The sequence below is a fragment of the Bacillus sp. S14(2024) genome (assembly GCF_050473785.1).
Classification (GTDB): domain Bacteria; phylum Bacillota; class Bacilli; order Bacillales; family Bacillaceae_G; genus Bacillus_A; species Bacillus_A yunxiaonensis.
Map to the genome: position 1 here is coordinate 1134082 of NZ_JBFLUP010000006.1, position 25769 is coordinate 1159850.

Annotated in this window: 24 protein-coding genes and 1 pseudogene; 23 read left to right on the forward strand and 2 right to left on the reverse strand. The window is 37.7% G+C overall.

The features are described from left to right. The first annotated feature begins 6 nt into the window (after positions 1-6). On the forward strand, positions 7-2370 hold the full coding sequence (locus tag AB1279_RS06040) for a DNA internalization-related competence protein ComEC/Rec2 (protein WP_429758168.1): 2364 nt from the start codon (positions 7-9) through the stop codon (positions 2368-2370). Here the strand turns inward: AB1279_RS06040 and AB1279_RS06045 are convergent. After that, on the reverse strand, positions 2351-2485 hold the full coding sequence (locus AB1279_RS06045) for a YqzM family protein (RefSeq protein ID WP_429753817.1): 135 nt from the start codon (positions 2483-2485) through the stop codon (positions 2351-2353). The two genes, AB1279_RS06040 and AB1279_RS06045, sit on opposite strands and share 20 nt — an antisense overlap. Before the next feature lie 412 nt (positions 2486-2897). Between AB1279_RS06045 and holA the strand changes: the two genes are divergently transcribed. Then, positions 2898-3911, forward strand: a complete 1014-nt coding sequence (holA, locus tag AB1279_RS06050; RefSeq protein WP_429758169.1) for a DNA polymerase III subunit delta — start codon at positions 2898-2900, stop codon at positions 3909-3911. A gap of 84 nt (positions 3912-3995) precedes the next feature. Here holA and rpsT read toward each other — a convergent pair whose 3' ends face one another. Further along, positions 3996-4253, reverse strand: coding sequence for a 30S ribosomal protein S20 (gene rpsT / locus AB1279_RS06055; RefSeq protein ID WP_336481714.1), 258 nt, complete (start codon positions 4251-4253; stop codon positions 3996-3998). A gap of 182 nt (positions 4254-4435) precedes the next feature. Between rpsT and gpr the strand changes: the two genes are divergently transcribed. The 21 genes and pseudogenes from gpr to AB1279_RS06160 all read left to right on the forward strand — a co-directional run bounded on the left by gpr (position 4436) and on the right by AB1279_RS06160 (position 25756). Beyond that, positions 4436-5539 (forward strand): GPR endopeptidase, encoded by a 1104-nt coding sequence (gene gpr / locus AB1279_RS06060; RefSeq protein WP_429758170.1) that lies wholly within the window; start codon positions 4436-4438, stop codon positions 5537-5539. A gap of 21 nt (positions 5540-5560) precedes the next feature. Beyond that, positions 5561-5902, forward strand: a complete 342-nt coding sequence (locus tag AB1279_RS06065) for a YqxA family protein (RefSeq protein WP_429753819.1) — start codon at positions 5561-5563, stop codon at positions 5900-5902. 211 nt (positions 5903-6113) lie between these two features. Continuing rightward, positions 6114-7937: an elongation factor 4 gene (gene lepA / locus AB1279_RS06070; RefSeq protein ID WP_429753820.1), complete on the forward strand. Its 1824-nt coding sequence runs from the start codon at positions 6114-6116 to the stop codon at positions 7935-7937. A 217-nt stretch (positions 7938-8154) separates the two neighbouring features. Further along, positions 8155-8496, forward strand: a pseudogene (locus tag AB1279_RS06075) (winged helix-turn-helix transcriptional regulator). 51 nt (positions 8497-8547) lie between these two features. Further along, complete coding sequence (gene hemW, locus AB1279_RS06080) at positions 8548-9687, forward strand: radical SAM family heme chaperone HemW (RefSeq protein ID WP_429758171.1); 1140 nt, start codon at positions 8548-8550, stop codon at positions 9685-9687. A 231-nt stretch (positions 9688-9918) separates the two neighbouring features. Next, on the forward strand, positions 9919-10950 hold the full coding sequence (gene hrcA, locus AB1279_RS06085; RefSeq protein ID WP_429753822.1) for a heat-inducible transcriptional repressor HrcA: 1032 nt from the start codon (positions 9919-9921) through the stop codon (positions 10948-10950). A gap of 119 nt (positions 10951-11069) precedes the next feature. Continuing rightward, entirely contained in the window at positions 11070-11639 is a 570-nt protein-coding gene (gene grpE, locus AB1279_RS06090) for a nucleotide exchange factor GrpE (RefSeq protein ID WP_429753823.1), read from the forward strand. A gap of 25 nt (positions 11640-11664) precedes the next feature. Next, positions 11665-13500: a chaperone protein DnaK gene (gene dnaK / locus AB1279_RS06095; RefSeq protein WP_429758172.1), complete on the forward strand. Its 1836-nt coding sequence runs from the start codon at positions 11665-11667 to the stop codon at positions 13498-13500. Positions 13501-13715: 215 nt separating this feature from the next. Beyond that, positions 13716-14828, forward strand: coding sequence for a molecular chaperone DnaJ (dnaJ, locus tag AB1279_RS06100; protein ID WP_429753825.1), 1113 nt, complete (start codon positions 13716-13718; stop codon positions 14826-14828). Positions 14829-14856: 28 nt separating this feature from the next. Beyond that, positions 14857-15795 (forward strand): 50S ribosomal protein L11 methyltransferase, encoded by a 939-nt coding sequence (gene prmA, locus AB1279_RS06105; protein WP_429758173.1) that lies wholly within the window; start codon positions 14857-14859, stop codon positions 15793-15795. 177 nt (positions 15796-15972) lie between these two features. Then, positions 15973-16722, forward strand: a complete 750-nt coding sequence (locus AB1279_RS06110; RefSeq protein ID WP_429761307.1) for a 16S rRNA (uracil(1498)-N(3))-methyltransferase — start codon at positions 15973-15975, stop codon at positions 16720-16722. A gap of 6 nt (positions 16723-16728) precedes the next feature. Beyond that, a complete protein-coding gene (gene mtaB / locus AB1279_RS06115) occupies positions 16729-18081 on the forward strand; it encodes a tRNA (N(6)-L-threonylcarbamoyladenosine(37)-C(2))-methylthiotransferase MtaB (RefSeq protein WP_429753828.1) in 1353 nt (450 codons plus the stop codon). A 164-nt stretch (positions 18082-18245) separates the two neighbouring features. Beyond that, positions 18246-18911 (forward strand): deoxyribose-phosphate aldolase, encoded by a 666-nt coding sequence (gene deoC, locus AB1279_RS06120; RefSeq protein WP_429758174.1) that lies wholly within the window; start codon positions 18246-18248, stop codon positions 18909-18911. Positions 18912-19224: 313 nt separating this feature from the next. Further along, complete coding sequence (gene rpsU / locus AB1279_RS06125) at positions 19225-19398, forward strand: 30S ribosomal protein S21 (protein ID WP_020062243.1); 174 nt, start codon at positions 19225-19227, stop codon at positions 19396-19398. A gap of 15 nt (positions 19399-19413) precedes the next feature. Further along, the gene (locus AB1279_RS06130) at positions 19414-19857 is read left to right on the forward strand and encodes a GatB/YqeY domain-containing protein (RefSeq protein ID WP_429753830.1); all 444 of its coding nucleotides are present in this window, start codon (positions 19414-19416) and stop codon (positions 19855-19857) included. 107 nt (positions 19858-19964) lie between these two features. Continuing rightward, positions 19965-20258, forward strand: coding sequence for a sporulation protein YqfC (gene yqfC / locus AB1279_RS06135; protein ID WP_154710175.1), 294 nt, complete (start codon positions 19965-19967; stop codon positions 20256-20258). A 189-nt stretch (positions 20259-20447) separates the two neighbouring features. Further along, positions 20448-21647 carry a sporulation protein YqfD gene (gene yqfD, locus AB1279_RS06140; RefSeq protein ID WP_429758175.1) on the forward strand — a complete coding sequence of 400 codons (1200 nt, stop codon included), beginning with the start codon at positions 20448-20450 and terminating at the stop codon, positions 21645-21647. A gap of 7 nt (positions 21648-21654) precedes the next feature. Next, entirely contained in the window at positions 21655-22614 is a 960-nt protein-coding gene (locus AB1279_RS06145) for a PhoH family protein (protein ID WP_429758176.1), read from the forward strand. Positions 22615-22793: 179 nt separating this feature from the next. Next, on the forward strand, positions 22794-24935 hold the full coding sequence (locus AB1279_RS06150; protein ID WP_429758177.1) for an HD family phosphohydrolase: 2142 nt from the start codon (positions 22794-22796) through the stop codon (positions 24933-24935). Continuing rightward, on the forward strand, positions 24936-25406 hold the full coding sequence (ybeY, locus tag AB1279_RS06155; protein WP_336481696.1) for an rRNA maturation RNase YbeY: 471 nt from the start codon (positions 24936-24938) through the stop codon (positions 25404-25406). It abuts the gene before it with no gap. Beyond that, on the forward strand, positions 25403-25756 hold the full coding sequence (locus AB1279_RS06160) for a diacylglycerol kinase family protein (protein WP_429758178.1): 354 nt from the start codon (positions 25403-25405) through the stop codon (positions 25754-25756). Before ybeY ends, AB1279_RS06160 begins: the two co-directional genes overlap by 4 nt. The last annotated feature ends 13 nt before the right edge of the window (positions 25757-25769 follow it).

Genomic DNA, 25769 nt, shown 5'->3' on the forward strand with positions numbered 1-25769 from the left:
TACGTGTTGCGTGGGCAATGGAGCTACGTTGCAATCTCAGTTATCTTTGGGATTGCAACAGCTTACTCCTCTTTTTCTATCGTTCCTTTTCTTATATTCGGTTGCTATTGCTTCGTTTGTTTTTCTCGTACCTCTCTTCCGATATTCTCCTTGATTGTCCTCGTATTTGGTCTTACGTATGTATACGCAATCTACGTAGACAAACAAAATAATTCTATGCTCTCTTTTCGTAAGACAGACATAACAGGTACGATTCAAAGTACTCCGCTTATAAATGGAGATCGCCTTTCTTTTCAGTTAGGAATGGAAAGTAATGAAACAGTTCAGTTGTTTTACAAAATTCCGTCTCGTAAATTAAAAGAAGAATTGAAGCAATTGCACCCTGGTATGGTGTGTACGTTTACTGGTGCTTTGAAAGAGCCGCCACTTCCTCGAAATTTTTATGCGTTTAATTATAAGGATTATTTATATAAACAGCATATTCATGCTCTTTTTGAGACAGAATCAATCTCTAATTGTGTACAAAAAGATATTTCGTTTGTTCATTGGTTATTTTCGATGCGACAAGCAGCTGTTTCTTATATAGGAGAGACTTTTTCCGGACAGTCAGCGGCCTTTATGAATGCTTTATTGTTTGGTGATCGCCAATATATGACGTTTGAGGTGGAGGAACAGTATCAACAATTTGGACTTGTGCATTTGTTGGCAATATCAGGATCGCATATTGTTCTGTTAACTGCGATATGTTATTTCATATTACTGCGAACTAGGATGACACGTGAAAGTACGACGATGCTCCTGATCGTTTGTATTCCGCTATATATGTTTTGTGCAGGGGCTTCGCCATCGGTTGTGCGAGCATCTATAACAGCTGTTATTGTGCTAGGAGCGCTCACGCAAGCAATCCGAGTCTCAGGAATGGATGCTTTAAGTATGACGTTGATGATTATGCTGTTTTATGATCCGTATGTACTATTTGATATTGGATTTCAGTTTTCGTTTGTAGGAAGTTTTTCCCTTTTACTATCTTCGTCACGGCTTTTAGCTAGTGAAAATGGCGTGTTAAAAAACTCCATATATATTTCAGTTATTTCTCAGCTAACGAGTACGCCTATTTTACTTTATCACTTCGGTTATTTTTCTCCTTACAGTATTCTTCTAAATATGATCTATGTCCCGTTTTTATCTTTAGTTGTTTTACCTGTGTGCATTGTTCTTCTTATATGTATGATATTCCTCCCAATTGTGTCGCAGTGGTTGGCTCACATATTGTCTTTATGTATACATGCTTCGAATGTGATGCTACAAATGTGCGAAGCTTTACCGTTTGTGCGTCTTACCCTTGGACAAACACCGCCATTTATTGTTGCGCTATATTGCATGAGTATTGTAAGTGTCCTTTTATCATGGGAGGGGCTTATTTGGAGAAAATATCGCACGTTGTTCCTATCGAGCTTTTTTCTGCTTAGTATATGTCATTATGGATTCCCATATGTGAACGCAAACGGAAGTATTACTTATATTGATGTTGGACAAGGGGATGCTATTTTGATTCGTCTCCCATACAATCAAGGAACGTATTTAATTGATACGGGTGGGACACTTCCAGTAAAGAAGGAAGAATGGCAGCGAAAAAAACATGAATTTTCTGTTGGACATGATATTCTCATTCCATTTTTACAAAAAGAGGGTGTGCGAGTGATTGATAAATTAATTGTGACACATGGAGATATGGATCACATGGGAGCAGCTAAAGAAGTAATGCAATCCATTGCTGTGAAAGAGGTTGTTTTAGGTAAGAAGAAAAAATTCTCCTTACCTGAACAACAAATAAAGCAGCTTGCTGTGCAAAAGAATGTGCCCATTCGAGTTGTAGAAAAAGGAGACAGCTGGACGGCTGGTGAGGTGGTGTTTTCGGTATTATCCCCAGGAGGAGAAGAAAAGGTAGATAATGATCAATCTATTGTGATTTGGACAAAAATAGGAGGCCTGACATGGTTATTTACAGGTGATTTAGAAGAAATAGGTGAGAGGCGCCTCATACAATGGTATCCAGAGCTGCATGCAGACGTTTTAAAAGTTGGACATCATGGTAGTAAAACGTCATCTTCACAACAGTTTTTGGATATTGTGAAGCCGAAAACAGCCATTATTTCTGTTGGAGAGAACAATCGTTATGGGCATCCGCATACTGAAGTGTTAGAGCGTCTAAGGGATCGCGACATTGAAATATGGAGAACGGATGAACAAGGAGCAGTTTCTTATGTTTTTCAAGGGGAGACGGGAACGTTTCGCAGTAAGTTAACATATGATGAAACACAGAAAAAAAGAAGACTGCCACATGCAGTCTTTAAGAACCGATCAATTTAATGACTGTTGCGATGATAAATAATGTGGTAAAAAATCCAAATGAAACTATAAAGCCTACTCCTGAATCGGTAGCGTCATTACGCTTACTTTGAACGTTTTTTTCAAATTCATTCATCTTTGAATCCCTCCCAACATTCCATTTTAGTATAAAATATTGTCAGAAAAAAATCTACAATTTATCCTGTTATTCGTGGACAGTATTCCAAACTCAAAATTCTGAGAGAGTTGGGAATACTGCCCGTAAAAGTCCGATGGGGTTTCTATTAGTGGAAAACACCCTCCGCTGATGGAAGTTTCACTTTATCAATGCTTTTCCAAGTGTGCTAACAGTTGTCATTCATAGTTGGTAAGGCAGGTGCAAATAATAAAACCAAGGTAATTACCGTTACAAAATAAAATTCCCGGGGTTTATTTTGTAACGTTTTATATAGATCAAGGAACGGGTAGCTGCCTGTTCCTTTGCACTTGTAAAACGGTGGTTGCCACATTACTATAAGTATATAAAGTGTTAGGGAGTAGGAAGTTACATGAGTGATATACATAAAAAAATAAAGAAAAAGCAATTTTCCACGTTATATTTGTTATATGGAACAGAGGCATATTTTATAAATGAAACGCTTCAGCTTTTGACATCAGAAGCATTACCTGAAGAAGATCGTGAGTTCAACGTTGTTACGTATGACTTAGAAGAAGCGCATATAGAAGAAGTAGTTGAGGATGCAAAGACACTTCCTTTCTTTGGGGAACGTAAAATCATCGTTGTGAAATCACCGTTATTTCTAACATCTCAAAAAGCAAAAATTGAGCAAAATGTAAAAGTGTTAGAGGAATATATTGCTGAACCGTCACCATTTTCTATTCTTGTATTTATCGCCCCGTTTGAAAAATTGGACGAGCGTAAAAAAATTACAAAGCTCTTGAAGAAAACAGCAGATGTGGTAGAAGCAAATGCGATGCAAGTGCAAGATGTGCGTAAATGGATCGTAAGCCGTGCAGAAGAAATGCATATTCATATAGAGGATGGGGCAGCTAGTTTGCTATTAGAGCTTGTTGGAAGCAATGTGACGATGCTTGCGCAAGAAATGGATAAGCTCACATTATACGTCGGACTAGGCGGTGAGATTACTACAAGTCTTGTAGCAGAACTTGTTCCAAAGTCTGTTGAACAAAATGTGTTTGCCTTAACAGAAAAGGTGATAAAAAAAGATATTGCAGGTGCAATGCGTATTTTAGAAGGATTGTTTACACAGCAAGAAGAGCCGATTAAATTACTTGCGCTTCTTGTAGGTCAGTTTCGTTTATTATATCAAGTGAAAGAACTTCAGCAGCGCGGTTATGGGCAAAATCAAATCGCATCGCATATCGGTGTGCATCCGTATCGCGTGAAATTGGCCATGAATCAAACAAATTTCTTCTCATTTGAAGCGTTAAAGCGGGTGATTCATGAGCTTGCTGAAGCAGATTATAATATGAAAACAGGAAGAATGGATAAACGACTTGTGTTAGAATTTTTTCTAATGCGTTTAAATCATATTGGATAGTGGAAAAATGTTCATGTAGACAACTACATGAACATTTTTTTAGGAAAATAAAAAACGACCCAGATGGATCGTTTTTTTAAACGCTTACGCGTTTACTTGTTTCGCTAAGCGAGATTTTTGACGAGATGCAGCGTTTTGGTGGATAAGACCTTTACGAGCTGCTTTGTCAAGTTTTTTAGAAGCTACTTTGTATGCTTCTTTTGCTGTTTCAAGATCGTTATTGTTAACTAAAGCCTCTACAGTTTTAACAGCTGTACGCATGTCAGATTTGATAGAAGCGTTATGTGCACGACGCTCTTCGCTAAGTTTAGCGCGTTTGATAGCAGATTTAATGTTTGCCATATATTTCACCTCCCTGGTGCGATCGAGTGACTCGATACTTACATAGAACAAGTGATATTCTATCAAACGGAGAAGAGAATTGCAATAGTGAGATCGATGAAATTTCAATATAGGAAAAGAATGGCTAAAAAAAGTTTGGGGAATTCTAATGAATATTTATTATAAGTAGTGGAGGAGATAGTATGCGTGAACCGCTTGATTTAAGTAAATATGCGATAAGAACAGATCTTGCATTAGAAGCCCATCAAATGCTGCAAGAGCAGCAAGAAGAAAAAACTGCTATCCAAGGTGTAATTGTAAAAGAGCGCGAAGAAGATGGTATTACAATTACGAAGGTGACGATTGATGAAAGTGCTGTTGAGGCGATGGGAAAGAAACCAGGAAATTATTTAACTTTAGAAGTGCAAGGGATTCGTCAGCAAGACACAGAGTTACAACAAAAAGTAGAGAATATTTTTGCGAAAGAATTCTCCTACTTCATGGAGGAAATTGGGATAGATAAGGAAGCGAGCTGCTTAATCGTTGGTCTTGGTAACTGGAATGTAACGCCGGATGCATTAGGTCCAATTGTTGTGGAGAATGTACTTGTCACACGTCATTTATTTAAGTTGCAGCCGGAAAGTGTAGAGGAAGGTTTTCGTTCTGTCAGTGCGATTAGACCAGGAGTTATGGGCATTACAGGTATTGAAACGAGCGATATGATTTATGGGGTCATTGAAAAAACAAAGCCAGACTTTGTGATTGCAATTGATGCACTTGCTGCTCGGTCTATTGAACGAGTAAATAGTACCATCCAAATTTCGGATACTGGTATTCACCCTGGTTCTGGTGTCGGGAATAAACGAAAAGAGTTAAGTAAAGATACACTAGGTATACCAGTTATTGCAATTGGTGTTCCGACTGTTGTAGATGCGGTTTCGATTACAAGTGATACAATTGATTTCATTTTAAAACATTTTGGGCGTGAGATGCGAGAGGGCGGAAAGCCAGCCCGTTCTTTACTTCCGGCCGGCTTTACATTTGGTGAGAAGAAAAAATTGACAGAAGAAGATATGCCGGACGAAAAAAGCCGCAATATGTTTCTAGGGGCTGTTGGTACGCTCGAGGAAGAAGAGAAGAGAAAGTTAATTTATGAAGTGTTAGCGCCGCTCGGACATAATTTAATGGTCACACCAAAAGAAGTTGATGCGTTTATTGAAGATATGGCCAATCTCATTGCGAGTGGTTTGAATGCAGCGCTTCATCATCAAATTGATCAGGATAATACAGGGGCATATACGCATTGATTGTAAAAGGAGTAATAAGAATTGGGGCAGTTTACACGCAAATGTATTCTTCTCGTTATCAGTTTATTTCTTATAACGTTAGCGGGTATGCAAGTTGCTAATAGCGGTTTAAAACAGATGAAAGGTTATAATAATCCAACATATGAGCAAATTGCTCATATAACAGGAACAGACCACGGGGATGTAGAAAGAACAATTCTTGGAGAAACATTTTCCATTGAGGAAAAACAAAAACAGCTAGAGGAATTAAAAAGTTTTAATATGCTAGAGACCATGGGAAGAGGATTGACTTTATTTGTACAAAATGTAGTTCGCAACGTAACATATACCGTTGTAGATAAAATGAAACGTATATTTCGTTAATTTGGAACGTAAAGAAGCAGCTATCTTACTTAAGAGTAGGGTAGCTTTTCTTCATGATAGAAAAGGTTTGTCTATTGTTTACGGATTGCATATGATAAAAGTAAGAGCACTTGCTTATAACGCTGCACCAGTTTTCATTGAATCTTTTCCCTTGTATTGATATAATCAGTGCTAGTGTATATTGGCGAGATTAGTAGGAGTGAGAAAATAGATGAATAAAGAAGAAAGAGCAAAAAGGCAGTCTAAAATTCGTAACTTTTCCATTATTGCTCACATTGACCACGGAAAGTCAACGTTGGCAGACCGCATTTTAGAGAAAACAAATGCGTTAGCACAACGCGAAATGAAAGCACAGTTACTTGACTCTATGGATTTAGAGCGTGAGCGCGGAATTACAATTAAATTAAATGCAGTACAATTAACGTATAAAGCGAAAGATGGAGAAGAATATATTCTCCACTTAATTGATACACCAGGGCATGTCGATTTTACGTATGAAGTATCTCGTAGTTTAGCGGCTTGTGAAGGTGCGATACTTGTTGTTGACGCAGCGCAAGGGATTGAGGCGCAAACATTAGCAAACGTATATTTAGCACTAGATAATAATTTAGAAATTTTGCCGGTTATTAATAAAATTGACTTGCCGAGCGCTGATCCAGAGCGCGTTCGTCAAGAGGTAGAGGATGTAATTGGCTTAGACGCATCAGAAGCTGTGCTTGCTTCTGCAAAAGCGGGGATTGGTATTGAAGAGATTTTAGAACAAATCGTTGAAAAAGTGCCAGCTCCAGCAGGTGATTCGGAAGAACCATTACAATGTATGATTTTCGACTCTTTATATGATCCGTACCGCGGTGTAATTGCTTATATTCGTGTTGTAAACGGTACAGTAAAAGTTGGCGATAAAGTACGTATGATGGCAACAGGTAAAGAGTTTGAAGTAACAGAAGTAGGTGTGTTCACACCGAAAACAACGCAGCGTGAAGAATTAACAGTAGGTGATGTAGGCTTTTTAGCGGCATCAATTAAAAATGTTGGTGATACGCGTGTAGGTGATACGATTACACATGCAAAACGTCCAGCGGCAGAACCTTTACCAGGGTATCGTAAGTTAAATCCAATGGTATTCTGTGGTTTATATCCAATTGATTCTGCGCGTTATAATGATTTACGTGATGCATTAGAAAAGCTAGAATTAAATGACTCTGCTCTTGAATTTGAACCAGAAACGTCTCAAGCACTTGGATTTGGTTTCCGTTGTGGTTTCTTAGGCTTACTTCATATGGAAATCATTCAAGAACGTATTGAACGTGAATTTAAAATTGATTTAATTACAACAGCACCAAGTGTTATTTATAAAGTATATTTAACAAACGGTGAGGACATGACAGTTGATAATCCATCTAACATGCCGGATCCGCAATCTCTTGATCGTGTGGAAGAGCCGTATGTAAAAGCATCTATTATGGTTCCAAACGATTATGTTGGGGCAGTTATGGAAATTTGCCAAGGGAAACGTGGTACGTTTATTGATATGCAATATTTAGATGAAACGCGCGTTACTTTGACATATGAAATTCCGCTTTCTGAAATCGTATATGATTTCTTCGATCAATTGAAGTCGAATACGAAAGGATATGCATCCTTTGATTACGAGCTAATTGGTTATAAACCGTCTAAGCTTGTGAAGATGGATATTTTATTGAATGGTGAGCAAGTCGATGCGCTATCTTTCATTGTGCATCGTGACTCAGCATATGACCGTGGAAAAGTAATTGTAGAAAAGTTAAAAGAGTTAATTCCAAGACAGCAGTTTGAAGTGCCTATACAAGCAACAATCGGAAATAAAGTTGTGGCGCGTTCTACAATTAAAGCGATGCGTAAAAACGTATTAGCAAAATGTTACGGCGGTGACATTTCTCGTAAACGTAAACTTCTTGAAAAACAAAAAGAAGGTAAGAAGCGTATGAAGTCCGTTGGTTCTGTAGAAGTACCGCAAGAAGCATTCATGGCTGTATTGAAAATGGATGATAACTAATAACAAAAAGAAGCCGTTTGTACGGCTTCTTTTTCTTTAAGAAATCAGAAATGGTAGTCTGTAACGATTCGGTTAATATTTAGACATCTTTGTATCTGTCCTTTACAATAGTGGTGATGCTTTTTATTGTAAAAAGCAAAAATTGTTTGGAAAAGGATGTGCTATTTGGTGAAGAGTAACCAAATAGTACCCATTGATTAAAAGTTAGGAGATTGTCTTGTCTGAGAACATCCGAAAAGAAGTTCAAGAAAAATACAAAACGGTGATTTAAATTGTGAAAAGGACCTTCCACTTTCTATCATTAGTGGAAAGTAGAAGGTCTGCATCGTTTCAGTGAATTTCAGCGTCTATTTCCTAATATTTCTCATGAAGTCTTGTCTAATCAATTAAAAGAATTGATTGAAGATGGAATCATTAATCGAACTGTATACCCAGAGGTACCTCCGCGTGTAGAATACTTTATGACGAAACTCGGTATGCCGCTTTTACCAATCGTTGAAATGATGTATGATTGGGGGAAATGCGAATGGGCCGAATTCGTATAGGGTTACAGAAGTAAATAAACCTCCGGAGTGCGGGGGTTTTCTTTTTAGAAAGGTAGGAACAGACTTTGATACAAGCTGCGTATATTCATATTCCGTTTTGTCAGCACATTTGTCACTATTGTGATTTTAATAAAGTATTTATTGAGCGTCAGCCAGTTGAACAATACTTACAATATTTAGAGAAAGAAATTGTGAATACAATCAAAAAAACGCCTTTTGAACAAATGAAAACGATTTTTGTTGGTGGAGGAACACCAACAGCACTAAATATGGAACAAACAGAGTATTTGCTAGATATTATTAATCGTCGTTTACGTCCGTTTGCACCAAATTGTGAACTAACTTTTGAAGCCAATCCAGGAGATTTACCTAAAGAGAAATTGAATCTTCTACTAGAAGGTGGTGTAAACCGGATTAGTTTTGGTGTTCAAACATTTCGAGATGAATTATTGCAAAAAATTGGGCGCAAACATACGAGAGAAGATGCATTCGTAGCGATTCGTGAGGCGCAGGAAGTTGGTTTTACAAATATTAATGTTGATTTAATTTATGCATTGCCAACGCAAACGATAGAGGATGTAAGAGAAACGCTAGATATTGCTTTTACACTTGGGGTTCAACATTTCTCTGCGTATTCTTTAATTGTCGAGCCGAAAACGGTTTTTTATAATTTAATGAATAAAGGAAAACTGAGACTTCCAGGAGAAGATCATGAAGCAAGAATGTATGAAATTGTGATGGATGAAATGGAGAAGCATGGTTATAAACAGTATGAAATTAGTAATTTTTCGAAAGAAGGCTATGAAAGTAAACATAATCTAACATACTGGAATAATGAAGAATATTATGGTTTTGGAGCTGGGGCTCATAGTTACGTAAACGGCGAACGAATTCAAAATGTAGGTCCATTAAAACAATATTTCGCTAAAATTGATGAGACAGGTTTGCCATATTTAGATGCTCATCAAGTGACAAGGCAAGAAAAAATGGAGGAAGAGTTATTTTTAGGGCTGCGAAAAACAGCAGGTGTTTCAAAAGTAGAATTTAGAAAAAAATTCAGTGTAGAGATGAGCGAAATCTTTGCGAAGCAGTTACTTCATAATAAAGAACATGAATTGCTTCAAGAAACGAATACCCATATTTGTTTAACAAGAAAAGGGAAGCTATTAGGAAATGAAGTATTTCAATCATTCTTGGTGGATTAATTTCGTATAAAGTTTCGTTGTATCCCGCTAGACGGTACGTAGAGGTGAATCAAGGAGGGAAACCGTCTGTAAGAGCCCGATTGGTGGGGCTAATTAGCAGTGGAAAAAACTGCTGCTAAAAGTTTCGCTTTATCTCATCACGTTTCCGTTGACAATTCAATATCAATTTTGGTAAGTTAGTAATAGATTTAGCACTCGAAACCTAAGAGTGCTAACAGAGGTGATGATGAAATGCTTACGGAACGTCAGCTCTTAATTTTACAGACAATAATTGACGATTTTATTGGATCTGCACAACCTGTTGGATCAAGAACTTTATCTAAAAAAGAAGAAATTACATTTAGTTCAGCGACAATTCGAAATGAAATGGCTGATTTGGAGGAGCTTGGGTTTATTGAAAAGACACATAGTTCTTCAGGGCGCGTTCCTTCTGAAAAAGGATATCGCTTTTATGTAGATCATCTTCTTTCACCGCAGCTTTTGCCAAGTGAAGATGTTGTACAAATTAAAGACTTGTTTGCTGAAAGAGTTTTTGAAGCGGAAAAGCTTGCACAGCAATCCGCACAAATTTTATCAGAACTCACGAGTTATACGGCGATTGTTCTTGGGCCAAAAGTGAGTGCGAATAAGCTGAAAAATGTACAAATCCTTCCGCTTGATCGTAAAACAGCGGTCGCGATTATTGTAACTGACACAGGACATGTGCAAAGTAAGACCATCACTGTTCCGGAATCTGTTGATTTATTAGATTTAGAAAAGATGGTTAACATTTTGAATGACAAGTTATCAGGTGTACCGATGTCAGAGCTTCACAATAAAATCTTTAAAGAAATTGTAATGGTTTTGCGTCAGTACGTTCATAATTATGATAGTGTCATGAAAATGTTAGACGGTACATTCCAATTTCCGTTATCCGAAAAAATATATTTTGGTGGAAAAGCAAATATGCTTGCTCAGCCAGAATTCCATGACATTCAGAAGGTTCGATCATTATTCACTATGATTGAAAATGAAGATGCGTTTTATGACATCTTGCAGAGTAAACAAATTGGTATTCAAGTGAAGATTGGACGTGAAAACTCTTCTGCTGCCATGGAAGATTGTAGCTTAATTTCTGCGACATACTCGATTGGGGATGAGCAGCTTGGAACAATTGCGATTTTAGGACCGACGAGAATGCAATATTCTCGTGTCATTAGTTTGTTGCAATTGTTTACAAAGCAATTTACAGATGGACTGAACGGTTTATATAAACCGAAATAATAAAAAACTTCCATTTGTGGCGGGGATATCCCCGCTGCTGATGAGTAGTTGGATACAAATTAGATAGCTGGGTTAGTGCTGAGTTGTGTTGGCCCGGTCTTTTTAAGGAGGTGAAAGTTGTGGAAGAGCGTAATGAACAAGTGGTAGAAGAAGTAAAAGAAGCACAAACAGAAGAAGCTGTGGCATCAGAAAATAGCGAAGAAACTGTAGTAGAAGAAAAAAGCGAAGCTGCTCTTTTGCAAGAAAAAGTAGATGGATTACAAGCGAAATTGACGGAAACGGAAGGTCGCATGCTTCGTCTACAAGCTGATTTTGAAAACTATAAGCGCCGCGTTCAACTAGATAAGCAAGCGGCTGAAAAATATAGATCACAAAGTCTTGTATCAGATATTTTGCCAGCTCTTGATAATTTTGAAAGAGCAATGCAGGTAGAAGCAAATGATGAGCAAATGAAATCCTTATTACAAGGGATGGAAATGGTGTATCGTCAATTGTTAGAAGCGCTGACAAAAGAAGGTGTTGAAGCAATTGAAGCTGTTGGAAAGCAGTTTGATCCGCATGAACATCAAGCTGTTATGCAAGTAGAAGACAGTGAGTTTGAATCAAACGCGGTTGTAGAAGAATTCCAAAAAGGTTACAAGCTAAAAGATCGCGTGATTCGACCATCAATGGTAAAAGTAAATCAATAATTACATAAATATAGGAGGTTTCGTCATGAGTAAAATCATCGGTATTGACTTAGGTACAACAAACTCTTGTGTAGCTGTTATGGAAGGCGGGGAACCAAAGGTTATTCCAAATCCAGAAGGTAACCGTACAACTCCTTCTGTTGTAGCTTTCAAAAACGAAGAGCGTCAAGTTGGGGAAGTAGCAAAGCGTCAAGCAATTACGAACCCAAATACAATTATCTCTATTAAACGTCATATGGGTACAGATTACAAAGTAGAAGTAGAAGGTAAAGAATATACACCTCAAGAAATTTCTGCGATTATTTTACAAAACTTAAAAGCGTCTGCAGAGGCATATTTAGGTGAGCCTGTAACAAAAGCTGTTATTACTGTACCAGCATACTTCAACGATGCAGAGCGTCAAGCAACAAAAGATGCAGGCCGCATTGCTGGTTTAGAAGTAGAACGTATTATTAATGAGCCAACAGCAGCAGCACTTGCTTACGGTTTAGAAAAACAAGACGAAGAACAAAAAATCTTAGTGTATGATTTAGGTGGCGGTACATTCGACGTATCTATCCTTGAATTAGCAGATGGAACATTTGAAGTTATTTCAACTGCTGGTGACAACCGTCTTGGTGGTGACGACTTTGACCAAGTAATCATTGATCATTTAGTAGCTGAATTTAAAAAAGAAAATAACATTGATTTAAGCCAAGATAAAATGGCACTTCAACGTTTGAAAGATGCAGCTGAAAAAGCGAAGAAAGATCTTTCTGGTGTAACGCAAACACAAATTTCATTACCATTCATTAGTGCAGGTCCTGCAGGTCCATTGCACTTAGAGTTAACGTTAACAAGAGCGAAATTTGAAGAGCTATCAGCGAACCTTGTTGAAAGAACATTGGAGCCAACTCGTCGTGCGTTAAAAGACGCTGGTCTTTCTCCAAGCGAACTAGATAAAGTAATTCTTGTAGGTGGTTCTACTCGTATCCCGGCTGTACAAGAAGCTATTAAGCGTGAAACTGGTAAAGAACCATATAAAGGTGTAAACCCTGATGAAGTTGTAGCATTAGGTGCTGCAGTACAGGGTGGTGTACTTACTGGTGATGTAAAAGGCGTTCTATTATTAGACGTAACTCCGCTTTCTTTAGGTATCGAAACAATGGGCGGCGTGTTCACAAAATTAATCGAGCGTAACACAACAATCCCAACAAGTAAATCACAAGTGTTCTCAACGGCTGCTGATAACCAACCAGCAGTAGATATTCACGTACTACAAGGTGAACGTCCAATGGCAGCGGATAACAAAACGTTAGGTCGTTTCCAATTAACAGACATTCCACCAGCACCACGCGGCATTCCGCAAATCGAAGTAACATTCGATATTGATGCGAACGGTATTGTAAACGTACGTGCGAAAGATTTAGGAACAAGTAAAGAACAAGCAATTACAATCCAATCTTCTTCAGGTCTTTCTGATGAAGAAGTAGATCGTATGGTAAAAGAAGCAGAAGCAAATGCTGATGCTGACCAAAAACGTAAAGAAGAAGTTGAACTTCGTAACGAAGCTGACCAACTTGTATTCCAAACAGATAAAGTTGTAAAAGATTTAGAAGGTAAAGTAGATGCAGCTGAAGTAGCGAAAGCGACAGAAGCGAAAGATGCATTACAAGCGGCAATCGAGAAAAACGACCTTGATGAAATCCGTGCGAAAAAAGATGCACTTCAAGAAATCGTACAACAATTAACTGTAAAATTATATGAGCAAGCTCAAGCTGCTGCAGGATCACAGCAAGAAGAAGGCGCACAAGGCAACGCAGGCGCGAAAAACGACAATGTAGTCGATGCTGAGTTTGAAGAAGTAAAAGAAGATAAGTAATAAGATAAGTAAGATGACAAAAAGTCAAAGTCAAGCGTGCCTTGGCTTTGACTTTTTTCACGAGTGAAGAAAAGACTGGGTGCACACGGAGTTTTTTGTGTGAGAGTCCAATGTTTTTCTTCTTGCATACTGTAAGTGAGGAAACAGTGTTGCAAAGCACTTTCTTTCGATGTTAAAATTACGTTTATGTGAAAGGATTCGGGGGTTGCAAACTTATGAGTAAACGAGATTACTATGAAGTACTTGGCGTTAGCAAAGGCGCTTCAAAAGACGAGATTAAAAAAGCATACCGTCGTTTGGCGAAAAAGTATCATCCAGATGTAAGTACAGAAGAAAATGCAATTGAAAAATTTAAAGAAGTGCAAGAAGCATACGAAGTATTAAGTGATGATTCAAAACGTGCACAGTACGATCAATTTGGTCATGCTGATCCAAATCAAGGATTTGGTGGTTTTGGCGGAGGCGACTTCGGTGGAGGGTTCGGTTTTGAAGACATCTTCAGTTCATTCTTTGGTGGCGGAGGCGGCAGACGCCGTGATCCAAATGCGCCGCGTCAAGGTGCAGATCTTCAATATCAAGTTTCTTTAAATTTTGAAGAAGCAATTTCTGGTAAGGAAATGGATATTGAAATTCCAACTGAAGATCCTTGTGATACATGTAACGGTAGCGGAGCGAAGCCTGGAACTTCGAAAGAAACATGTAAACATTGTTCTGGAACAGGTCAAATTAGCGTGGAGCAAAACACACCATTTGGTCGTATTGTAAATCGTCAAGCTTGTAGACAGTGCTCTGGAACAGGTCAAATAATTAAAGACAAATGTACAACATGTCATGGATCTGGAAAAGTACGTAAACGTAAAAAAATTAACGTTAAAATTCCAGCTGGTATTGATAATGGTCAACAAATTCGCGTATCTGGTAAAGGGGAAGCTGGTATAAACGGCGGCCCAGCAGGAGACCTGTATGTAGTAGTTCGTGTACAAGAGCATGAATTCTTCCATCGCGAAGGTGATGATATTATTTGTGAAATGCCATTAACATTTGCACAAGCAGCACTTGGAGATGAAGTGGAAGTTCCGACTGTGCATGGAAAAGTAAAATTAAAAATTCCAGCAGGAACACAAACGGGAACAGAATTCCGTTTAAAAGGAAAAGGCGCTCCAAATGTACGCGGATATGGGCAAGGTGATCAATATGTTGTTGTTCGTGTTGTTACACCAACAAAATTAACATCACACCAAAAAGAATTGCTGAGAGAATTTGCAGGTCAAGAAGACCATGATGATAGCCTATTTAAAAAGCTTAAGCGAGCTTTTAAAGGGGAATAATGGAAATAAAAAATGGAGTTGGTAAATTGTGAAATGGTCAGAAATTAGTATTCATACAACAGAGGAAGCTGTAGAAGCAATCTCGCATATTTTACATGAAGCAGGAGCAAGCGGTGTTGCGATTGAAGACCCTGCTGAATTAACGAAAGAGCGTGAACAACAATTTGGTGAGATTTATGCGTTAAATCCAGCTGAATATCCAACAGAAGGTGTACTTGTAAAAGCGTATTTCCCAAAGAATGATACTTTGCAGGAAACAGTTACAAGTGTAAAATCATCCATTGATCTGTTGCCTTCTTATGGAATTCAGATTGGAGCAGCAACTGTATCTGTTAATGAGGTAGATGAAGAGGATTGGGCAACTGCTTGGAAAAAGTATTACCATCCAGTGAAAATTTCTGATACATTTACAATTGTGCCAACATGGGAAGAGTATACACCTTCTTCACCAGAAGAAAAAATTATTGAGTTAGATCCAGGGATGGCATTTGGTACAGGAACGCATCCAACAACAACGATGTGTATTCGTGCTTTAGAAAAAACAGTACAACCTGGTGATACTGTTATTGACGTTGGAACAGGCTCTGGTGTGTTAAGTATTGCTGCTGCCAAACTAGGTGCTGCGTCTATTCAAGCATACGATTTAGATCCAGTTGCAGTAGAGAGTGCTGAGATGAACGTTCGATTAAATCATACAGAGAATGTTGTAACTGTTGAACGAAACAGTTTACTAGAAGGAATTGAAGGCCCTGTTGATTTAATTGTCGCAAATTTACTAGCGGAAATTATTTTATTATTCCCAGAAGATGCAGCAAAAGTTGTTAAGCAAGGTGGATTATTCATTACATCTGGTATTATTGCTGCGAAAGAGAAAATTGTAACAGAAGCGTTAGTAAATGCAGGTTTTACAGTAGAAGAAGTGTTAACGATGGAAGATTGGGTAGCAATTATTGCGCGTAAAGGGTAAGTTAGAATTTTCCCTATTTCGGAGTTTTATTGCCCGTTTGTACGGGGGAATGTAAACGAAAAGTCTCTCGCTGACAGTAGTGAGGGACTTGCCGTTTGTTCAATCCAAATCAAACTGTTTAGCTCTTTTCGTAAGCATTTGTTTACGAAAAGAGCTAAACCTTACTAAGGTGATATGATGCAGCGTTATTTTGTAGAAGAACAAAATATAAATGAAACAACAATTCGTATTGTAGGAGATGATGTGCATCACATCGGAAGAGTGATGCGTATGACGCCTGGTGATCACATTTATTGTTGCACAAATGGGAGAACAGCAATTTGTACAATTGCTGAAATTACCAATGAATTTATAAATGCAACTATTGTAGAATGGGTAGAGATGTCAAGTGAACTACCTATATTTGTGACAATTGCTAGCGGACTGCCTAAAGGAGATAAGCTTGAGTTGATTTTACAAAAAGGAACTGAGCTTGGAGCAGCCGCCTTTTTACCGTTTGAGGCATCTCGATCTATTGTAAAATGGGATGCGAAAAAAGCTGGAAAAAAAGTAGAGCGTTTTAATAAAATCGTAAAAGAGGCAGCCGAGCAGTCTCATCGCAGTGAGATTCCTACTGTGTATGCACCTGTTTCTTTTAAAGAGCTTCTTGCGATGAGCAAAGGCTATGATAGTTGTCTTGTTGCATATGAAGAAGAAGCAAAGCAAGGTGAAAAATCAAACTTTGCTAAGGCTTTAATGAAGTTAGAGCCTGGACAAAAGGTACTCATTGTATTTGGGCCAGAAGGTGGTTTAACAGAAGGGGAAGTATCTTCTCTATCTGAGCATGCTTTTGTACCTTGCAGTTTAGGACCAAGAATATTGCGGACAGAAACAGCGCCTTTATATGCGCTAAGTGCCGCGTCTTATCATTTTGAATTAATGGGGTGAATATATATGGCAACTGTTGCGTTTCATACGTTAGGTTGTAAAGTAAACCACTACGAGACAGAAGCGATTTGGCAACTGTTTAAACAAGGTGGTTATGAGCGAACTGAATTTGAGAAAACAGCTGATGTATATGTAATTAATACATGTACTGTAACAAATACAGGGGATAAAAAAAGTCGTCAAGTCATTCGTCGTGCCGTTCGTCAAAATCCTGATGCGGTAATTTGTGTAACGGGATGTTATGCACAAACATCTCCAGCAGAAATTATGGCAATTCCAGGTGTGGATATTGTTGTCGGAACGCAAGACCGTGAGAAAATGCTTGGCTATATTGAAGAATATCGTAATGAACGTCAGCCAATTAATGCTGTACGTAACATTATGAAAACACGTGTATATGAAGAATTAGACGTACCGTACTTTACAGATCGTACACGTGCATCTTTGAAAATTCAAGAAGGATGTAACAACTTCTGTACGTTCTGTATCATTCCGTGGGCTCGTGGTTTAATGCGTTCTCGTGATGGGAAAGAAGTTATTCGTCAAGCGCAGCAATTAGTAGATGCTGGCTATAAAGAAATCGTCTTAACAGGTATTCATACAGGTGGATACGGTGAAGACATGAAAGATTATAATTTAGCAGGATTACTTCGCGATATGGAAGCGCAAGTAACAGGTTTAAAACGCCTTCGTATTTCTTCCATTGAAGCAAGTCAAATTACTGATGAAGTGATTGAAGTACTGCGCGACTCTAAAGTTGTTGTACGTCATCTGCACATTCCACTTCAATCTGGATCTAATACAGTATTGAAGCGTATGCGCCGTAAATATACGATGGAGTTTTTCCAAGAGCGTTTAGATCGCTTAAAAGAAGCGTTGCCAGGACTAGCAATTACATCTGATGTTATCGTTGGTTTCCCTGGTGAAACAGAAGAAGAATTTATGGAAACGTTCAATTTCATTAAAAATAATCATTTCTCTGAACTCCATGTATTCCCGTATTCAAAACGTACGGGAACACCAGCAGCGCGCATGGATGATCAAGTGCCAGAAGAAATCAAGAACGAGCGCGTACACCGCTTGATTGCATTATCTGATCAATTAGCGAAAGAATATGCATCTCAGTTTGAAGGTGAAGTTCTTGAAATTATTCCAGAAGAGCCATTTAAAGAAGCTGATCGTGAAGGATTATATGTAGGTTACACAGATAATTACTTAAAAGTTGTCTTTGAAGGGTCTGAAGAATTAATCGGTAAATTGATTAAGGTAAAAATCACGAAAGCTGGTTATCCTTATAATGAAGCGCAATTTGTTCGTGTTCTAGAAGATGCATCTCCGAAAGAATCAGCAAGCGCATAATCGAAAAGCATGCAAACAGTTTTGTTTGCATGCTTTTTTGTTTGCTGGAGAAGTTAAAATATGAAAACGCTATACTTTATGATATAATGCTGAAGATTAAGGTTGTCAGACAACTGATAAGTACGAAAATATTGAGTATAAGTTAAGAAAGGGGCAATTTTTAAATGAATTATGCAAAATTAATTGATCATACGTTATTAAAGCCAGATGCAAAAAAAGAGGCAATTGTTACTCTATGCGAAGAGGCAAAACAACATGATTTTGCCTCTGTATGTGTAAATCCAACATGGATTGAAACAGCGGCAGAAATTTTAAAAGGGACAGACGTAAAAGTTTGTACTGTAATTGGTTTTCCTCTTGGAGCAAATACACCAGAAACGAAAGCATTTGAAACAAAAGATGCAATTGCAAAAGGCGCAACAGAAGTTGATATGGTGATTAACATCGGTGCATTAAAAGATAAAAACGACGAGTTAGTAGAGCGTGATGTTCGCGCAGTTGTAGAAGCTGCAAAAGGAAAAGCGCTTGTAAAAGTAATTATTGAAACATGCCTATTAACCGAGGAAGAAAAAGTTCGTGCTTGTGAGTTGTCTGTAAAAGCAGGTGTTGATTTTGTAAAAACATCAACAGGATTTTCAACAGGCGGTGCAACAGTAGAAGATGTTGCATTAATGAGAAAAACAGTAGGACCAGAAATAGGTGTAAAAGCATCAGGCGGTGTTCGTGATGAAAAAGGCATGGACGCAATGGTAGAAGCTGGTGCAACACGCATCGGTACAAGCTCTGGTGTAGCGCTAGTAAGCGGAAAAACAGCAACAACTGATTATTAAAATCAAAGCGGAGCCGACTGTTTAGCCCTGTCGGCTAAGGTTATTTGACACGAAAAACTGGGGATATTGTATCCAGATGATGAAAAGTAGAAGCGAACATTTTGGTAGAATAATGTCGCATTGATATAGAATTTTATATCGAAATTGAACGTATCGTGAAAAAAGAAGAGCGATTGCTCTTCTTTTCTTTTATCAGATAGTTGACCTAAAAGTATAAAATGTATTATAATCTTAAAAGACATGCTGAGAAAGTGTTTCTTTTTGCATGCTGAATTTAGGATGTAAGTGGATGTTTCGGAGGGAGGGAAAGAGAATGTCAAAAACAGTCGTTCGTAAAAACGAGTCTTTGGAGGATGCACTTCGCCGTTTTAAAAGATCAACTTCTAAAGCTGGTACGCTTGCTGAAGCAAGAAAGCGCGAGTTCTATGAAAAGCCAAGCGTAAAACGCAAGAAGAAATCTGAAGCGGCAAGAAAACGCAAATTCTAAGAGAGGGTGTAATTTATGAGTCTTCTCAGTCGTTTAAACGATGATATGAAACAAGCGATGAAGAATAGAGAAAAAGAAAAATTAACCGTTATTCGTATGGTTAAGGCTGCTTTACAAAATGAAGAAATTAAACTGCAACACTCTCTTACAGAAGAAGAGGAATTAACAGTTTTAACTCGTCAAGTAAAACAGTATAAAGACTCCCTCCTTGAATTTGAAAAAGCGGGTCGTGAAGACCTTGTTGATAAACTGAAAAGCGAAATTCAGATCTTAGAAACATATTTGCCAGAGCAATTAACAGAAGAAGAATTGACTGCTGTTATTCAGCAAACTATTTCTGAAGTTGGTGCAGCTTCTAAAGCTGATATGGGCAAAGTGATGAGTGCTGTTATACCGAAAGTAAAAGGTAAAGCAGATGGCTCACAAGTGAATAAGCTTGTTTCACAACTATTAGCATAAAAAAGCGTCTCATTTATAATGAGACGCTTTTTTATGTTTTTTTTTCAATTTGGACGTGATATTACAAGCCTTTTTTTCATACATATGGGATGAGAGGGGGGTCTTCGATGAGAAAGTTGCAGCAAATGAAAAATTGGATTACTAAGCAGATAGACCTACCTGCAGATGTATTCATGGATCTGCCGAGAATTACACTTGTTGGGCAGGTACATATTTATATAGAAAATCATCGTGGATTATTAGTATTTAGCGATAAAGAGGTGCGGCTTTTGTTAAAACAAGGACAATTATTAATAAAAGGAGACTCTTTTGTTATTAAAACGATTCTTCCAGAAGAGCTTTTACTTGAGGGGACCATTGAGCAAGTTTTGTTTTTAGAAGAAGAAAAGAAAGATAGATAAAGTGAAGCTTCCATTCGTGAGACGCTTTTCCTTACGAATGGTTAGTTGAACGAATCGGGTTCTTACAGTCGGTAAGCCTTCACTTCTTAGTTTTGCTACTACCGACTGTTTGAGTGGGATAAAGTGATAAAGAGGGTGCAGGTCTCTAAGCGGGCTGCGCCTTTTTCAGAAAGCTGATGGGGGCGAGTTATGAAAAATCAGTGGTTTACAAGATGGATTGGGTATGTGAAGGTGCGAATTCAAGGAAGAGGAGTAGAACGATTTGTTAATGAATGTGTAAGGCGTGATATTCTTGTTTGGAATGTGAAGAAAGTTGAAGATAATACACTTGTATTTTGCATGCTACTTCGTGATGTGAAGCGATTACGTCCGATTTACCGTAAAAATGAATGCAAACTGTATTTTATTGGACGTTATGGGTTACCGTTTTGGAATAAGCGTTTACTTCGAAATAGCGGTTTTCTTGTTGGTTTTTTACTTTTTTTAGTAAGTGTTATCGCCTTATCAAACATGGTATGGAAAATAGAAATAACAGGGGCAAAGCCAGAAACGGAATATATTTTGATGAAAGAATTGGACAAAATGGGTATTAAGAAAGGGAAGTTGCAATTTCAAATGCCGAGTGTAGAGACTGTACAGCGTTATTTGACTAATAATATTAATGCTATTACATGGGTTGGTTTGGAAGTGAAAGGAACGACATATCACTTTAAAATAGTCGAAAAAAATGAACCAAAAAAAGAAAAAGAACAGGTACCACAACATTTAGTTGCAAAAAAGGAAGCGATTATTACGAAGATGTTTGTAGAGATTGGAAAGCCAGCAGTTATGAAAAATGATTATGTACAAAAAGGACAACTTCTTGTATCGGGGGTGTATGGGAAAGAGGATAGCCCGACGATTGTTTCTGCCAAAGGGGTTGTATTTGGGGAAACTTGGTACAAGTCTGAAGTGGAGGTACCTTTGAAAACGACATTTCAAGTTTATACAGGGAATTCATATAGAGAGCATTATTTGACTTTCGGAAACGCAAAAATAAAAATATGGGGATTTCAGCATGATAAGTATAAGCAGTCTAAAACGGAGATAGTAAGACATGATGTTAAGCTGCTTGGTTTTACACTGCCGATTGCTTATGAAAAAGCGATTGTACGTGAAGAGGAAGAAGCAAACCGTGAATATACAGAAAAACAGGCAATGGCGGTAGCGGAGGAAATGGGACAAAAAGAATTAAAGAAAAAATTGGATGAACGTGCTATGATTATAGGGAAGAAAGTTTTGCATAAACAGGTTGAGAATGGGAATTTAAAATTATTGTTACATTATACAGTGATTGAAAATATTGCAGAGGCTCAACCGATATCTGAATCCGATATTCAAGGAGATTGAGTAATTAATGGCTGAACAATTAGTAGAGATGAATCAACAATTGGAAAACCATAATGAAGCAATTGCTTTGTTTGGAGTAAATGATGTGCATTTAAAAGTAATTGAGAACGAGCTCGAGGTATCGATTGTTACGAGAGGGGAATCTGTTCGTGTATCTGGAACAGACGAAGCGATAGCTCTTGTTGAAGGTATATTAAAACAGCTTCTAGCTGTTATTCGCAAGGGTGTATCGATTTCTGAGTGTGATGTAGCTTACGCAATTCAACTTGGTCGTCAAGGGAAATTGGCTCATTTTGAAGAGTTATATGAAGAAGAAATTTTTAAAACAGCAAAAGGTAAGTCCATCCGTGTGAAAACGATGGGACAAAGGCAATATATTCATGCTATTAAGAAGAATGATATTGTTTTTGGAATGGGACCAGCAGGTACTGGTAAAACATACTTAGCTGTAGTAATGGCTGTTCGAGCATTAAAAAATGGTTATGTAAAAAAAATTATTTTAACCAGACCTGCTGTTGAAGCTGGAGAAAGTTTAGGTTTTTTACCGGGAGATTTGAAAGAAAAAGTGGATCCGTATTTACGCCCTCTTTATGATGCTCTTCATGATGTGCTTGGGCAAGAACATACACAAAGAATGATGGAACGCGGTATCATTGAAATTGCTCCATTAGCATATATGAGAGGCCGAACACTCGATGATGCCTTTGTTATTCTAGATGAAGCGCAAAATACAACAGGAGCACAAATTAAAATGTTTTTAACGCGTCTTGGATTTGGTTCAAAAATGGTTGTTACGGGAGATCCATCTCAGATTGATTTACCGAAAGGTGTGAAATCTGGTCTCTCTATTGCAGCGAATGTATTAGACGCCGTAGCTGGACTTTCGTTTATTAAACTTGAGCAATCGGATGTTGTTCGTCATCCACTTGTACAGCGAATTATTGAAGCATATGATAAAATGGAATGATCCTGCTTGTAAGGATCATTTCTTTTTATCCCGCTCCAACAATCGGTAGTAGTAAAGCAAAGAAGAGAAAACGAACCGATTGTAAGAGCCCGATTGGTTCAACTAACCATTCGCGAGGAAAGAACGCCTCACGAATGGAAGTTTCACTTTATATCAGGAGAGGAGAAGGTATTGTAATTATGTCAAGGTTTCAAGAAGTTGCTAAGTGGTTTCGCAATATACAACATTCGAAAAAACTGAGCTGGATTTCTTATGTTTTAGTAGGAGCAGTGCTATTTTTTGCGCTGATGAATAATGTAAAACCGGAACAATTAGATGTCAAAATGTTGTCTATTTCAAAAAAGACAATCCATTCTCCTGTTAAAATTGAAGATAAAGTAACAACAGAAAAGAAAAAGAGAGAAGCTGCTCAAAAGGTCGAGGATCAGTATACGTATCGAAGTGAATATAAACAAAATCGAATTGATGTTGTAAATTCGGTCTTTGATGCAGTTAAAGAAGTGGATTCAGAGACCAATGCTTCGGCACCAGATGCGCAAAAAAACTTATCGACTTCAGAACGATTGGATAAGTTAAAAAAGAAATTGCCAACGGATTTAACGAAAAGTTTGTCTGATCAAGTGCTATTGCAATTTTTAAATGCGGCAGAAGATCAGCTTCTTGTGGCGAGGGAATCAACCGTCACAGCCGTTAATAATTTAATGAGTTCTCATATTAAAATGAATGAAGTGGATCAGTTTAAAGATCGTATTTCTAACGAGTTAAAAAATGTATTTGTTAGCAATGAATTGAAACAAGCAATTATTGCACTTGGTCAGTATGCGATCGTACCAAATTATTTTTATGATCCGTCTGCTACGAAGGAACGAAAGCAAATGGCGATGGATCAAGTGGCCCCTGTTTATATTTTACAAGGTCAAATTCTTGTGAAAGAAGGCGACACAATCACAAGAGAAATATATGAACAGTTGAAGTTAGTAGGATTACTGGATCAAAGTAATTCATTTCAACCATTTTTGGGACTAGCTATTTTTATTGGTGTTCTTTTATTTTTTATGCATAAGCAATTTGAGGCGTTTTTAAAGCCGAAAAGAGAGGACAAGCCATATATCCTAGCATATACAACAATTGTTGCTATTACAGTTGTTTTAATGAAAATTATTAGTTTGTTTCAAAAGTTAGAATACGCCGGTATTGCTTATATTGTCCCAGTTGCAATGGGAACTATATTAGTGAAGTTGATGATTAGCGATCGATTTGTTTTCATAACGAGTGTGATTTTTTCGGTGTGTGGTAGTATTTTATTTAATGAAGGGGTAACGAGTACACTGAATTTTTCAGTTGGGATTTATGTATTGCTTAGCGCGCTTTCTGTTAGTATTTTCTTGCGAGAAAAAAATCGCCGTACAATGCTGCTGCAAGCTGGGGTGCTTGTATCTATTTTAAATGTGGTTGTATTATCAGCTTTATTGTTACTGCGCAACGGAAACTTTTCACCGCTTGAGATTGGAACACATTTATTAATGGCAGCGGCATCTGGGATTATTTCATCTATTTTAGCAATGGGGATTTTGCCATATTTAGAAAGTGCTCTTGGTCTTGTTTCTAGTATGAAGTTGGTGGAATTATCAAGTCCAAATCATCCATTGCTTCGCAAAATTTTATTAGAAGCACCAGGAACGTATCATCATAGTGTCATGGTTGCAAATTTATCAGAAGCGGCATGTGAAGCTGTAGGAGCAAATGGTGTGTTAGCACGTGTAGGAGCATACTATCACGATATCGGGAAAACGGTGCAGCCGCATTTCTTTATTGAAAATCAAATGGGAATCTCAAATCCTCATGATCGGTTAGATCCTGAAACAAGCAGAGATATTATAATTGCCCATGTTATAAATGGAGTGAAAATGTTAGAAGAACACCATATTCCGCAAGAAATTATTGATATCACGGCACAGCATCATGGAACCACTTTGTTAAAGTATTTCTACTATAAAGCAATGCAAGAGGATAAAGAGAAGTACACAGAAGAGATGTTTCGTTATCCAGGTCCAAAAGCAACATCAAAAGAATCGGCAATTGTCGGTATTGCCGATAGTGTAGAAGCGGCAGTGCGTTCGATGAATGCACCAACGCCAGAGCAAATTGACAATCTTGTTCGTAGTATTATTAAGGATCGTCTACAAGATGGACAATTTAGTGAATGTAATTTAACATTTAAAGAACTGCAAATTGTGGAGAAAACATTATGTGAAACATTAAATGGAATTTTCCATTCTCGGATTAAGTATCCGAAATTATCAGAAGAAAAGGTGAAGTAAATGGGGTTAATAATTGACTTTTTTGATGAAACGGAAGAAGTAAAAGAAGAGTATGTTGACATGATTCAGCAGTTAGTTGAAAAAGCTGCAGATACAGAATCTGTAGAAGATGGAGCAGAACTTTCGATTACATTTGTAAATAATGAGCGTATTCAAGAAATTAACCGTGATTATCGTGATAAAGATCAGCCAACAGACGTAATTTCTTTTGCCATGGAAGATATGGGCGAAGGAGAAATGGAAATTGTCGGTGTGGAAATGCCTCGTATGTTAGGGGATATTATTATTTCTATTCCGAGAGCGAAAGAGCAGGCTGAAGAATATGGCCATTCTTTTGAGCGTGAGCTTGGTTTTTTAGCAGTGCATGGCTTTTTACATTTACTTGGTTATGATCATATGACAGAAGAAGAAGAAAAGGTTATGTTTGGAAAGCAAAAAGAAATTCTCGATACTTTTGGATTGGGTAGATGAAAAAAGGGAAACTAATAAATAGTTTTCGCTATGCATTTGCTGGAATTTTCTTTTGTCTTCTCCATGAAAGAAATGTACAAATTCATTGTTTGGCAGCGTGCGTTGTTAGTGGCTTTGGCTTTTATTTTCATATTACGAAAATAGAGTGGCTTATTTTACTGTTGACAATTGGCGTTGTATTTGCATTGGAAATCGTTAATACAGCGATAGAGAAAACAGTTGATTTAGTAACGACTGATGTGAAACCCCTTGCTAAAATAGCGAAAGACGCAGCAGCAGGCGCGGTATTGTTTTTCTCGATTATTGCCGTTGTAATTGGCGCTATTATCTTTGGGCCGTATATGATATAGTTGCATTCCAAAG

Coding starts and splice junctions, on each gene's coding strand:
- AB1279_RS06160 (WP_429758178.1), top strand. CDS start 25,403: ATGAAAAAAGGGAAACTAATAAATAGTTTTCGCTATGCATTTGCTGGA.
- deoC (WP_429758174.1), top strand. CDS start 18,246: ATGAATTATGCAAAATTAATTGATCATACGTTATTAAAGCCAGATGCA.
- lepA (WP_429753820.1), top strand. CDS start 6,114: ATGAATAAAGAAGAAAGAGCAAAAAGGCAGTCTAAAATTCGTAACTTT.
- yqfC (WP_154710175.1), top strand. CDS start 19,965: ATGAGAAAGTTGCAGCAAATGAAAAATTGGATTACTAAGCAGATAGAC.
- yqfD (WP_429758175.1), top strand. CDS start 20,448: ATGAAAAATCAGTGGTTTACAAGATGGATTGGGTATGTGAAGGTGCGA.
- AB1279_RS06150 (WP_429758177.1), top strand. CDS start 22,794: ATGTCAAGGTTTCAAGAAGTTGCTAAGTGGTTTCGCAATATACAACAT.
- dnaK (WP_429758172.1), top strand. CDS start 11,665: ATGAGTAAAATCATCGGTATTGACTTAGGTACAACAAACTCTTGTGTA.
- holA (WP_429758169.1), top strand. CDS start 2,898: ATGAGTGATATACATAAAAAAATAAAGAAAAAGCAATTTTCCACGTTA.
- AB1279_RS06045 (WP_429753817.1), bottom strand. CDS start 2,485: ATGAATGAATTTGAAAAAAACGTTCAAAGTAAGCGTAATGACGCTACC.
- mtaB (WP_429753828.1), top strand. CDS start 16,729: ATGGCAACTGTTGCGTTTCATACGTTAGGTTGTAAAGTAAACCACTAC.
- ybeY (WP_336481696.1), top strand. CDS start 24,936: ATGGGGTTAATAATTGACTTTTTTGATGAAACGGAAGAAGTAAAAGAA.
- AB1279_RS06130 (WP_429753830.1), top strand. CDS start 19,414: ATGAGTCTTCTCAGTCGTTTAAACGATGATATGAAACAAGCGATGAAG.
- dnaJ (WP_429753825.1), top strand. CDS start 13,716: ATGAGTAAACGAGATTACTATGAAGTACTTGGCGTTAGCAAAGGCGCT.
- rpsT (WP_336481714.1), bottom strand. CDS start 4,253: ATGGCAAACATTAAATCTGCTATCAAACGCGCTAAACTTAGCGAAGAG.
- rpsU (WP_020062243.1), top strand. CDS start 19,225: ATGTCAAAAACAGTCGTTCGTAAAAACGAGTCTTTGGAGGATGCACTT.
- gpr (WP_429758170.1), top strand. CDS start 4,436: ATGCGTGAACCGCTTGATTTAAGTAAATATGCGATAAGAACAGATCTT.
- hrcA (WP_429753822.1), top strand. CDS start 9,919: ATGCTTACGGAACGTCAGCTCTTAATTTTACAGACAATAATTGACGAT.
- AB1279_RS06145 (WP_429758176.1), top strand. CDS start 21,655: ATGGCTGAACAATTAGTAGAGATGAATCAACAATTGGAAAACCATAAT.
- AB1279_RS06110 (WP_429761307.1), top strand. CDS start 15,973: ATGCAGCGTTATTTTGTAGAAGAACAAAATATAAATGAAACAACAATT.